The 11,202-nt window shown below is 53.1% G+C and carries 12 protein-coding genes; 8 read left to right on the top strand and 4 right to left on the bottom strand.

Features of this window, described 5'->3' with window-relative positions:
- The first annotated feature begins 29 nt into the window (after window positions 1-29).
- Entirely contained in the window at window positions 30-875 is an 846-nt protein-coding gene (locus tag JOE21_RS09965) for an MBL fold metallo-hydrolase (protein ID WP_309865453.1), read from the top strand.
- A 163-nt stretch (window positions 876-1,038) separates the two neighbouring features.
- Window positions 1,039-1,407, top strand: a complete 369-nt coding sequence (locus tag JOE21_RS09970) for a WGxxGxxG family protein (RefSeq protein ID WP_309865456.1) — start codon at window positions 1,039-1,041, stop codon at window positions 1,405-1,407.
- A gap of 31 nt (window positions 1,408-1,438) precedes the next feature.
- Here the strand turns inward: JOE21_RS09970 and JOE21_RS09975 are convergent, their stop codons facing one another.
- From JOE21_RS09975 to JOE21_RS09990, 4 genes are all read right to left on the bottom strand, one after another.
- Complete coding sequence (locus JOE21_RS09975) at window positions 1,439-1,576, bottom strand: hypothetical protein (RefSeq protein ID WP_309865459.1); 138 nt, start codon at window positions 1,574-1,576, stop codon at window positions 1,439-1,441.
- A gap of 538 nt (window positions 1,577-2,114) precedes the next feature.
- A complete protein-coding gene (locus JOE21_RS09980; protein WP_309865462.1) occupies window positions 2,115-2,756 on the bottom strand; it encodes a DUF421 domain-containing protein in 642 nt (213 codons plus the stop codon).
- A 260-nt stretch (window positions 2,757-3,016) separates the two neighbouring features.
- Window positions 3,017-3,205: a hypothetical protein gene (locus tag JOE21_RS09985; RefSeq protein ID WP_309865463.1), complete on the bottom strand. Its 189-nt coding sequence runs from the start codon at window positions 3,203-3,205 to the stop codon at window positions 3,017-3,019.
- Between the two features lie 492 nt (window positions 3,206-3,697).
- The gene (locus tag JOE21_RS09990; protein WP_309865465.1) at window positions 3,698-4,222 is read right to left on the bottom strand and encodes a type 1 glutamine amidotransferase domain-containing protein; all 525 of its coding nucleotides are present in this window, start codon (window positions 4,220-4,222) and stop codon (window positions 3,698-3,700) included.
- 414 nt (window positions 4,223-4,636) lie between these two features.
- Between JOE21_RS09990 and sufC the strand changes: the two genes are divergently transcribed.
- The 6 genes from sufC to JOE21_RS10020 all read left to right on the top strand — a co-directional run bounded on the left by sufC (window position 4,637) and on the right by JOE21_RS10020 (window position 11,191).
- A complete protein-coding gene (gene sufC, locus JOE21_RS09995) occupies window positions 4,637-5,425 on the top strand; it encodes a Fe-S cluster assembly ATPase SufC (RefSeq protein WP_309865467.1) in 789 nt (262 codons plus the stop codon).
- Between the two features lie 17 nt (window positions 5,426-5,442).
- On the top strand, window positions 5,443-6,744 hold the full coding sequence (gene sufD / locus JOE21_RS10000; protein WP_309865469.1) for a Fe-S cluster assembly protein SufD: 1,302 nt from the start codon (window positions 5,443-5,445) through the stop codon (window positions 6,742-6,744).
- 1 nt (window position 6,745) lies between these two features.
- Complete coding sequence (locus JOE21_RS10005) at window positions 6,746-7,966, top strand: cysteine desulfurase (protein ID WP_309865472.1); 1,221 nt, start codon at window positions 6,746-6,748, stop codon at window positions 7,964-7,966.
- Window positions 7,953-8,402 carry a Fe-S cluster assembly sulfur transfer protein SufU gene (gene sufU / locus JOE21_RS10010; RefSeq protein ID WP_309865474.1) on the top strand — a complete coding sequence of 150 codons (450 nt, stop codon included), beginning with the start codon at window positions 7,953-7,955 and terminating at the stop codon, window positions 8,400-8,402. Before JOE21_RS10005 ends, sufU begins: the two co-directional genes overlap by 14 nt.
- Before the next feature lie 15 nt (window positions 8,403-8,417).
- Window positions 8,418-9,842, top strand: a complete 1,425-nt coding sequence (gene sufB, locus JOE21_RS10015; protein WP_309865476.1) for a Fe-S cluster assembly protein SufB — start codon at window positions 8,418-8,420, stop codon at window positions 9,840-9,842.
- Window positions 9,843-10,237: 395 nt separating this feature from the next.
- Window positions 10,238-11,191 carry an ABC transporter substrate-binding protein gene (locus tag JOE21_RS10020; RefSeq protein ID WP_309865478.1) on the top strand — a complete coding sequence of 318 codons (954 nt, stop codon included), beginning with the start codon at window positions 10,238-10,240 and terminating at the stop codon, window positions 11,189-11,191.
- Window positions 11,192-11,202 lie beyond the last annotated feature (11 nt).

Consider the following 11,202-nt stretch of genomic DNA (forward strand, 5'->3'; position numbering starts at 1 on the left):
AGAGAGGATCTGGAAGGAGGGTAGCAGCTTTGACGACAGAAGTGCTTCAGCAACAGAGCGGCAGGATTGGCCAACCGTTGATGAAAGCGGCTCCGGCCACCTACAGCTTTCGTATCCTCATGGTCAATGTTTGCTTTTTGGGTCGGATGGAAAAAGGGACAGACGATTGGCTGTTGGTGGATGCGGGGCTGCCTTATTCCGGCGCTCGTATTCATGAACAGGCAAAGCGGTGTTTTGTAGGCAGACCCAAGGCTATCGTGTTAACCCATGGACATTTTGATCATGTGGGAGCCTTGGATCATTTGTCACGGGAATGGGAGGTTCCCATCTATGCTCATGAGAAAGAATTGCCTTATCTGAACGGGGAGTCGGATTACCCGCCTGCCGATCCCACTGTAGGCGGCGGATGGATGGCCCGTCTGTCCCCATTGTACCCAAGAAAAGGATTAAACCTGGGCTCCCGGGTCCATCCGCTTCCTGCGGATGGCAGTGTTCCATTTATGCCGGAGTGGCGTTGGATCCATACACCAGGGCATACTCCGGGACACATTTCTCTTTTCAGGGATTCGGATCGTGTGTTGATCGCGGGGGACGCTTTTACCACCGTCAAACAAGAATCCATCTGGTCTGTATGGACCCAGCATCAGGAAATGCACGGTCCGCCGGCATATTTTACCATTGATTGGAGAGCGGCAGGGGACTCGGTGAAGCGATTAGCTGAGCTGAATCCCATGATGGCCGTCACCGGCCATGGAACTCCGATGAGCGGCGAGGAGCTGGCGAATCAATTGAAGCGATTGGCCAACGGATTTGAATCGGAGACGGTTCCAAAACGAGGTCGGTATATTTACCACGGTAGAGCGCAGCAGGATTGAAAAAATTACCGATACCAAACGGCAGCTTTTTGCATAAACGGCGTAATAAATCGAAAAGCTACTTCCTGTACACCAGTTAGTCGTACCTAAAGGATGGCGGGATTCCTTTTTTTCGATAACCAAAAAGAAACCCCGCTCTGATCGAAGGAGGAAAAAATAAGACATGAAAAAAGCGATGATGAGCTTGTTTTCAGTGGCATTACTCAGTACATCGTTGGTAACGGCGGTACCGATCGATTTGGTACAAGCGATTGCGGTGGATGACGATGAGGTTGACCGTGCCGGCAGGATGGATCGACCATTAGACCGCACCGTCAGAGACGATCAACGGTTGGACCGTACTGGCTGGCGTGGTGATCGGATGATCGACCCTGCCGGTCGACCAGACCAACGGGTGGACCGGACCACCGGTTATCCCCCCCGTACAGTGGCCGCCACCGATCCGGACCGTGGTACCGGATGGGGTTGGCTGGGATTGTTGGGATTGCTGGGATTGATAGGACGGCGCCGCAGAGAGGAACGAAACAAATAAAGCCCCTCAGGGGCTTTATTTGTTTTGGAGATCAACAGACAGGACCGACGAAACCTTTGCCGCCCCAACCATCTACCACTAAGGCGAAGATCGTTGCAATGACCAACAGGAAGATCAGTAACCGGCGCAGGCCAAAGCCATGTCCGAAACCATAGCCGCCATAACCCATGTTGGTTTCCCCCTTTCAGCTTTCCCTTTCATTTGTATGAGCAAAAGGAAAGTTCGGAAAGGGACGATCGCCTGTAAAAATGGTAAAAATCAGCATATGTTTAACAACGGTCTTTGACAGGAGGTTATGACCATGGGGAAAATTGAAAAAGGTATAAGAAAACTTCCGTTCTTCCAATTTAGAAACAATGTTGAAACCAAAGGGATAGGGCCCCCATTGGTCGGGCGGTGCATAAGGTATCCCGAAAGTTTCAAGAAGGGGTGTTGGGTGTGGAAAAAGAGGAGAACAGTCAGATGGATGGCGTGTCTGGTAATTCAATTTTTTCCGCGAAAAGGGAGGGGTGGTGCGGCTGGCGGAGAGCCTTTGCACTCACAGAGCACAAGTTTCGCCTAGGTCACTTCGCTCCCCGCTTTTTGCAACAAAACGAAGACGGCCATACCGCCCCGGGGGGGTTCCGCCTAAGACACACCCTAAAAAAATAGGCTTCATTATGTCGCTGTAGACCTATATTTACCAGTTCGCTTATGTGGTCTCATGCTTACTGTTGATGGTCTGGCACAGGGTTGGAATGACCTCCCTGTTCCACTTCTGTGAAAAGGTTGTCCCCTTCGTTAGCGGATGGGGCTGGCTGGTTTGGTTGGATAGGTTGGATCGGTGGGTTAAAAACTCCTTGAGACTTTAAGGCTTGGATTTCAGCCATCAGACGATCGATATCCCCTTTGGTGGCGGTTTTGGCATGTTCCATTAATTCATAACCGAGCTGGCCGCTGGATTCCAGTGTGGCATGCTTCACATCGGCTATTTTGGTGATATTGGCTTGCCGTAACCGTGTTTCCAATTGATCATAGGTGATACGTGTTCGTTTTAGCTCATCTTCATTTACCATCCCGTTAGAAATGAGGGGAATAGCTTTTCCTGTCATGATTGTTTCTAGAAGACCCCATTTCATTTGGGCGTATTCCAGGATGATGAGCGTCAATATCAACATACTGGCAACGAAAAACGTTGTCCATATATTTGTGCCCGCCAAGGGTTGGATCAGCAGAGTCCCGATGGAAATCATGATAATCGTGGTTGCCAGAGTCATTTGGGCGATTGATTTCCGTCCTGCCAGACGGAGCAGAAACACGCCAAACAAAACGATCAATGCCGACTTCCAAACCCACGGTAAAACGTTCATCCCTTTACACCCTTTCTGCTAGGAGTCCATACATTTAAGTTGCCCAACGAAATGAGGAGTAAGTATGGTGTTCGATTCCAGCAGGCGCGGACATAGATCCGGGGCCAGCCTGCTACGCATGCAAAAAGTGAAGGGATGGCTGGTTCTTCCCCTGATGCATGTAGTCGGCAGGGAACCGGCTTACGTATAAAACAAGAGAAACCGAACGCGGATGCGTTCGGTTTTTTCATCCCTAAGAGGAATCGAAGGTGGGACCGAACCTACGGACGATTAGGATCTTCAACCTGACGGATATCCTGATCTCCAGGAGGCAACTCATCTTCTTCGATCGTATGGGAGTGCTTTGTTACCCGTGTTTTTTGTAAATCGGGAATGGCGGACATGGCGTGTTCCATCTCCGGTCCTTCAAAGGCTTTCGTATCGGGATCAGGATGGTGGCGTTCTTTCACAATGGATCACTCCTTATCAGAGGCTCTTCCATAGCCTGTCCCAAAGCGCAGGGAAATACCGAAGGGAAGGCGTATTCGCATACCTTCCGTTCGGGGGGAAACACTAATTCAAAGCATGGAACCTCTTCCGATTCCGTCCCTGCTAAAGGCTTCTGATCGCCTTTGATCCCAAGGTGTGGAAAAAATGGGGTCGGGATGATCCGAAAGTGCGCTTCCATCCGGATATCCCGGTGAGGATTGTGGATACCGGGCTTCTGGAGTAAAGGGAAAAAAGCCGGCCATCGCGCGATGGCCGGAGATTCACTCCTTTGAATGGTCTTTTCCGTTTGTGGGAAAGGAGTTTTCAACAGGCTCCCGTCGGACAAACCACCCATCTCCAATCGGCATATACAGATGTCGGTTGTTCTTGTTGAGGGGACAGAAGTCACAACGGCCGCCGGGGCGCTGCTTGTAGCATTCGATGCAGCGGATTGGCTTATGGCCGCCCATGGGTTATCGGGAAGCGAGCAGATCGCAGAATGCTTTGGCATAAGGGGCGAGATCCGGCGGGCGGCGGCTGGAGACGAGGTTTCCGTCGATGACGACCGCTTCATCCACCCAAGTGGCTCCTGCGTTGGTCATGTCGTCCTTGATCCCGGGGGTGGAGGTTACTTTGCGTCCACGCAGGATATCGGCGGAGATCAGAACCCATCCGGCGTGGCAAATCTGACCAATCGGTTTGCCGGCTTGGTCGGCCTCCTGAATCAGTCGCAACACTTCCGGGTAACGGCGGATCTTGTCGGGGGCCCATCCTCCGGGAACGAGGACAGCGTCGTAATCATCAGCGCTTAATTCGGAAAAAGCGCGGTCTGTTTCAGCGGGAACCCCGTATTTTCCTTTGTACACAGTGTTTGCTTCCGGCCCGGCGAGGACTACTTGAGCCCCTTCTTCCTGCAAGCGGATCACGGGATACCAGAGTTCCAAATCCTCAAATTCCGCTTCGACAAAACTGACCACTTTTTTTCCTTCCAATCGCATCCGACATCCTCCTCTATTCAAAATGTATCTCGAGCCGTGTCTGAAAAATCCTTTATCGGATTTTATTAGTTGAAGGGGAGACTTGGTTCTCCCGTAGCGAGAATTCCGGGTTCCGCTGTGCTGGGTGATGAGATTGAATAATGAAACAAAGAGGATTAATATATCTGGAAAGCTTGGAAACCTTGAATCAGGAAACACCATCGGTTAGAATGAAATGAGAATCAGGTGAGAATTAGTTTAAAAACCTTCCCCTGATCATCTTTATCGTATCACAACCCGGTACACCTGCAAACCAAAGGCGTTGTCGAACGTTGTGGAACCAGAATTCTTATTCATGGGTCGAGCATTCGTTGGGCCAACCTGACGGTTTGCGTAGCATACATGGTGAATAGGATAAATTGGAGGAATGCAGAGATGTCGACGTCACCCAAGCTCACGATAAAAGATTTGCACGTGGCCATCGAAGAGAAAGAAATTCTCAAGGGTGTAGACTTGGAAGTGAAAGGCGGAGAGATCCATGCCATCATGGGTCCCAACGGAACCGGGAAGTCCACGCTGGCTCAGGCGCTGATGGGGCATCCCCGGTATGAAGTAACCGGGGGGAGCGTTGAGTTGGACGGTGAAGACGTCCTGGAGATGGAAGTGGACGAACGCGCCCGTAAAGGGATGTTCCTCGCGATGCAGTATCCCAGTGAGATCAGCGGGGTGACCAACTCCGATTTCTTGCGCAGTGCAGTAAATGCTAAACGCGGTGAAGGCAATGAAATCTCCATCATGAAATTTATTAAAGCAATGGACAAAAAGATGGCCTCCCTCAACATGGATGAGTCTTTCGCCAACCGTTACCTAAACGAAGGGTTCTCCGGCGGGGAGAAAAAGCGTAACGAGATTCTTCAGCTGCTGATGCTGGAACCGCGCATCGCCATCTTGGATGAGGTCGATTCTGGCTTGGACATCGACGCCCTCAAAGTGGTGTCCGATGGTGTCAACTCCCTGCGCAATCCCAACACCGGATTCTTGATCATCACCCACTATCAGCGGTTGTTAAACTACATCAAACCGGATTTTGTCCACGTCACCATGCAGGGGCGCATCGTGAAGTCCGGCGGACCGGAACTGGCGGAACGATTGGAAGCCGAAGGGTATGATTGGGTGAAAGAAGAGTTGGGCATCGAAGACGAAACCGTCGAGTCCAAGGCTTAAGGCGGGAGGGGTTTTATATGAGCGTAAATACGGAACGACTCTTTGACCGCCAGGTTGTCACCCAGCTCTCCCAATCTCAAAACGAACCCACCTGGATGCTGAAAAATCGCCTCCAAGCATTGGAAGCCGCCTCCCAACTGCGGTTGCCCAAGCTGGAGAAAACGCGGATTGACAATTGGAACTTCACCGATGTGGAGCCGATCAATCCGGAATCCGCGATTGCTTCCGTGGACGCATTGCCCGAAGATATCCGCCGGTTTGTCTCCGCTGACGGCGAAGACAGTCTGCTGATCCAGAAAAACTCGAGCCCGGTTTACGCTCAGTTGCCGGAATCCCTGACCCGCCAAGGGGTTGTGTTTACTGATCTGGCGACGGCGTTGTCCAAACACCCGGAGCTCGTTCAACCATATTTCATGACGGACGGGATTCGTCCCGATGAACACAAGTTAGCGGCATTGCATGCCGCCTTGTGGAGCGGCGGAGCATTTTTGTACCTGCCTAAAGAGGTGGAAGTGGATGTACCGTTCCAGGTTCTGTTCTGGGCAAGCGGCAAGGGGATCGGAACGTTTCCACATCTGTTGATCGTGGCGGACTCTCACAGTAAGGCTCATATCGTGGCCAACTTTGTATCGGATGAGGAGACGGATGCCGTCGTTAACGGAATGGTGGAGGTGTTTGCCGGCGATGGTTCCAACCTGACCCTGGCAAGCCTGCACACTCACGGTGTCGGTACCACGGACGTGGCCTACCGCCGAACCGTCACAGGAAAAGATGCCCAAGTGGAATGGATTGTCGGAGATCTCAATGCCGGACGCACCGTCTCGGACAATACCACCCACATGAAGGGAAGCGGTGGAAACGCCCAGATCAAGTCGATTACCGTCGGAGCACGGGAGGAGCGTGCCAACATCACCTCGACGGTGCGCCATTGGGGCACCCACACCGAGAGTGACATCATCGCCCGTGGTGTGATGAAAGACAAGGCACAGTTCATCGTAAACGGGATCACCAAGATTGAAAAAGGGGCCAAGAAGGCCAACGGGGTCCAGGCGGAAAAAGTATTGATGCTGAACCCCGAAGCCCGCGGCGATGCCAACCCCATCCTCCTGATCGACGAAAACGATGTACAGGCGGGGCACGCCGCCAGCGTGGGACGAATCGACCCGCTCCAGATGTTTTATCTGATGTCCCGCGGCCTGAGCAAGCGGGAGGCGGAGCGTCTGATCATCTTTGGTTTCGTCGGTCCGGTGCTGGACACGATCCCCTTTGAGTCCCTAAAGGAACGGATCAGCAGCGTGATCGAAAGGAAGCTGACCTAACATGAACCGTTACGCCAAGGATTTTCCCATTCTGGACCAGGAAGTGAATGGGCACCCCCTGGTCTATCTGGACAGTGCGGCGACAAGTCAAAAGCCGGTTGCAGTCATTGAGGCGTTGGAGCAGTATTATAAAGGGTACAACTCCAACGTTCACCGTGGGGTGCACACCCTGGGAACCAAGGCGACGGACGGTTATGAGGGTGCCCGGGAGAAGGTGCGCCGGTTTATCGGCGCCGCTTCCATAAAGGAGATACTATTCACCCGAGGCACCACTACCGCCTTGAATCTCGTCGCCTCCAGCTATGCCAGGAGCCGATTGCGGGAAGGCGATGAGATCGTCATCTCCCCTTCGGAGCATCACAGCAATCTGATTCCGTGGCAGCAGGCCGCGAAAGCTACCGGTGCCACGCTAAAGTATTTTGAACTGGAACCGGACGGCACGCTGGACCTGGATAAAGCGGAGAAAACCATAACGGAACGGACCAAGCTGGTGGCGATCGCTCATGTTTCCAATGCGCTTGGAACCGTCTTCCCCGTCAAGGAGTTGGCGGCCATCGTTCACCGCCATGGAGGGGTGCTGGTGGTGGACGGGGCGCAGGGTGTCCCTCATTTGCAGGTGGATGTCCAGGATCTGGATTGCGATTTCCTCGCTTTTTCCGGTCACAAAATGATGGCACCCACCGGGATCGGGGTACTCTACGGAAAAGAATCCTTGCTGGAATCCATGGAGCCGGTTGAATTCGGCGGCGAGATGATCGATTATGTGGATTGGCATGAGACGACGTGGAAAGAGCTTCCCTGGAAATTTGAGGGCGGCACGCCGATCATCGCCGGCGCTATCGGCTTGGGAGCGGCCATCGATTATTTGGAAAATATCGGCATGGATGCGGTGGAAGCCCACGATCGCTCCCTGACCCGTTACGCCGTGGAACGACTGTCGGCGTTGGAAGGGTTGCGTATCTACGGCCCGTTGGAAGGCCGCATGGGTTCGGTCACTTTCAATATCGAAGGCGTTCATCCTCATGATGTGGCCACTGTGCTGGATGCCGACGGGATCGCCGTCCGTGCCGGTCATCACTGCTGCCAGCCCTTGATGCGATGGTTGGAGGTGACGGCCACCGCTCGCGCCAGTTTCTATCTTTACAACGATGAATCAGATATCGACCGGTTGGCCGAAGGATTACAAAAAACGAAGGAGTATTTCGGCAATGTCCTTGGATGATTTGTACCGGCGCGTAATTATGGACCATTACCAAAAACCCCGCAACCGCGGCACCATCGAAGATGGAGCCGTCACCGTTGATTTAAACAATCCCACCTGCGGGGATCGTATCTCCCTGCAGATGCGGGTGGAAAATGGTACAATTGAAGAAGCAAAATTCCTCGGCGAGGGTTGCTCCATCAGCATGGCTTCCGCTTCGATGATGACAGAAGCGGTCAAAGGCCTGAAGGTGGAGGAAGCACTTCGGTTTGTTACTCTTTTCTCCGAAATGATGCAGGGAGAGGAAGTGGACACCGACCAATTCCCGTTGGAGGATATTGAAGCCCTGCAAGGCGTGGCCAAGTTCCCGGCCCGCATCAAGTGTGCCACACTGGCATGGAAAGCGCTAGAGAAAGGCGCCAAGGAGTCGGAACGAAAAACGGCCGACCAATCCTGACAAGGAGGGATTTACATGGCCAAAGAGATGCCTGAACTCTCGGATTACCAGTATGGTTTTCATGATAAAGATGTTTCCGTGTTTCGGACCAAACGCGGTCTGACAAGGGAGATTGTAGAAGAAATCTCCCGAATGAAAGATGAACCCCAATGGATGTTGGACTTTCGCCTGAAGTCCCTGGAACAGTTCTACAAAATGCCGATGCCGACTTCCGAAAACTCCAAGTGGTTCTCCATCCTGCCCGGCAAGCTGGATGACCTCAACTTCGACGACATCACCTATTATGTGAAACCGTCGGAGCGGCAGGGGCGCTCCTGGGACGAGGTGCCGGAGGAGATCAAACGCACCTTCGACCGACTCGGGATTCCGGAAGCCGAGCAGAAATTCCTGGCCGGTGTTTCCGCTCAGTATGAGTCGGAAGTGGTTTACCACAACATGCAAAAAGAGCTGGAAGACCAGGGCGTGATTTTCTGCGACACCGACACCGCCGTGAAGGAATACCCAGAACTGATGAAGGAGTACTTTGGAACCGTGGTGCCCCCTTCGGACAACAAGTTCGCCGCATTGAACAGCGCGGTGTGGAGCGGCGGAAGCTTTATCTACGTCCCCAAAGGGGTGAAATGCGAGGTGCCGCTGCAGGCCTACTTCCGGATCAACTCGGAGAACATGGGGCAGTTTGAGCGCACCTTGATCATCGCCGACGAAGAATCCTTCGTCCATTATGTGGAAGGTTGTACGGCTCCCATCTACAGCACCGATTCGCTGCACAGTGCTGTGGTGGAAATCATCGTCAAGGACCATGCCCGCTGCCGCTACACCACCATCCAAAACTGGTCGCCCAACGTATATAACCTGGTGACCAAACGGGCCGTCGCCGAGAAAGGCGCCCACATGGAATGGGTGGACGGCAACATCGGCTCCAAACTAACGATGAAATATCCCGCCGTCATCATGAAAGGCGAGGGAGCCAAGGCAGATGTTCTCTCCATCGCCGTCGCCGGCAAGGGGCAACATCAGGACGCTGGTGCCAAGGTAACCGCTCTTGCTCCCAACTGCACCTCCACCATCGTGTCGAAATCGATCTCCAAACATGGCGGAAAAGTGACCTATCGCGGCCTCTCCAGCTTCGGCAAGAAAGCGACGGGCTCCAAAGCCAAGATCGAGTGTGACACCCTGATCCTGGATGATCAGTCTACTTCCGACACGATCCCCTACAATGAAATCAAAAACGACGATATCACCCTGGAGCACGAAGCCACCGTCTCCAAAGTTTCCGAGGAACAGCTCTTCTACCTCATGAGCCGCGGCCTCTCCGAAGAGGAAGCGACCCAGATGATCGTGATGGGCTTCATCGAGCCCTTCACCAAGGAGCTTCCCATGGAATACGCCGTGGAGATGAATCGTCTGATCAAGATGGAGATGGAAGGTTCCATCGGTTGACGTCAAACGTACCGGCTCTCCCCAAAAGGGAGAGCCGGTTTTTTTCTGACTAAAGTCCAAATAACCGGATTCTCGTTCCCTTTTTCGGATCGTCGGCTCTCCTGATTTTATTGGATTCCGGGATGGGGAAAAAGACAGGGTCCAACTCCCCAGGGTCCCGATGCCAGCAGCATGATGTGGCCGTTTTTCCAGTCACACCGCAAATCGCTTGATCAGGTGGAACGGCACCGACTCTTCGCTATGAGAGGAGTCGGTGTTTTTTGTGTTTATCCAATGGGATTTTACGATAGAACCTGCTCCCGATTTCCAAGAAACATTTGACAATTGATATTGATAACCATTATCATTAATAAGGATTGAACAATGAGAATAATTATCACTTGGGGGAACGCCAGATGAAGCGATGGTGGATGTGGGGGCTGTCACTCTTATTTCCGATCATGATGGTGACTGGTTGTGGAAGTGCTTCAGAAGCGGAGAGGGAGGAGGGAAAAGGCCGGGAGGAGGCACTCGCCATCGAGGACTTTTCCGGCGAAACGCTGACATTTGATGCTCCTCCGAAGCGGATCGTCACGTTGACCACCGGTGACACCGAAATGATCTACGCCTTGGGAGGCGAGGTTGTGGGTCGTCCCGCCACCAATGGACCCGTAGTGCCGACAGAGGCGGAGGCGGCGGAAGAAGTGGGCCATGCCCATGAGGTGAATCTGGAGAAGCTGGCCAGCCTGGATCCCGATGTGGTGGTGGGCCATGCTCGGCTCAATCAAAAGGACCGCCAGGCGATTGAGGAAATGGGAATCCCGGTGTTGATGACCCAGGCGGATTCCCTGAAGGACCTCCAACGCTCGGCTGAAATGTTCGGGGAACTCCTGGGGAAAACGGGAGAAGCGGAAAAGCTGGTGGCCGATCTGGGAAAATTGGAGGAGCGTTCCGAAGATAACGGAGTGAAAGCCTTGTTGGTTTATGGTGCTCCGGGAGCGTATCTGGCGGCTCTTCCTTCTTCCCTCAACGGGGAAATATTGCGCTTGGCCGGGGGGGACAATCTGGCCGAGGATGATCCGGAGCTGAAGGAATACCCGCAATATGCCCAACTGGATATGGAGCGGGTGGTTAAAGCGGATCCCGAAGTGATTTACCTCATCACCCATGGAGATCCGGAGAAGGTGAAAGCCGGCTTTAAACAGGAGATGAAGAAAAACCCGGCATGGAACCGCTTATCTGCAGTCAAGGACGACAACGTGGTGATTTTGCCTCCCCATCTCTTCGGATCCAATCCGGGGCCTCGTTTGCAGGATGCGGTGGAATGGATGAAAAAATCCTTGGATGAAGTGAAGAAATCCCGTGGCTGAACCGGTTACGA

This window comes from Desmospora profundinema (assembly GCF_031454155.1).
GTDB classification, from domain to species: Bacteria; Bacillota; Bacilli; order Thermoactinomycetales; family DSM-45169; genus Desmospora; species Desmospora profundinema.

Coding starts and splice junctions, on each gene's coding strand:
- JOE21_RS09970 (WP_309865456.1), top strand. CDS start 1,039: ATGAAAAAAGCGATGATGAGCTTGTTTTCAGTGGCATTACTCAGTACA.
- JOE21_RS09975 (WP_309865459.1), bottom strand. CDS start 1,576: ATGGGTTATGGCGGCTATGGTTTCGGACATGGCTTTGGCCTGCGCCGG.
- JOE21_RS09980 (WP_309865462.1), bottom strand. CDS start 2,756: ATGAACGTTTTACCGTGGGTTTGGAAGTCGGCATTGATCGTTTTGTTT.
- JOE21_RS09990 (WP_309865465.1), bottom strand. CDS start 4,222: ATGCGATTGGAAGGAAAAAAAGTGGTCAGTTTTGTCGAAGCGGAATTT.
- sufC (WP_309865467.1), top strand. CDS start 4,637: ATGTCGACGTCACCCAAGCTCACGATAAAAGATTTGCACGTGGCCATC.
- sufD (WP_309865469.1), top strand. CDS start 5,443: ATGAGCGTAAATACGGAACGACTCTTTGACCGCCAGGTTGTCACCCAG.
- JOE21_RS10005 (WP_309865472.1), top strand. CDS start 6,746: ATGAACCGTTACGCCAAGGATTTTCCCATTCTGGACCAGGAAGTGAAT.
- sufU (WP_309865474.1), top strand. CDS start 7,953: ATGTCCTTGGATGATTTGTACCGGCGCGTAATTATGGACCATTACCAA.
- sufB (WP_309865476.1), top strand. CDS start 8,418: ATGGCCAAAGAGATGCCTGAACTCTCGGATTACCAGTATGGTTTTCAT.
- JOE21_RS10020 (WP_309865478.1), top strand. CDS start 10,238: ATGAAGCGATGGTGGATGTGGGGGCTGTCACTCTTATTTCCGATCATG.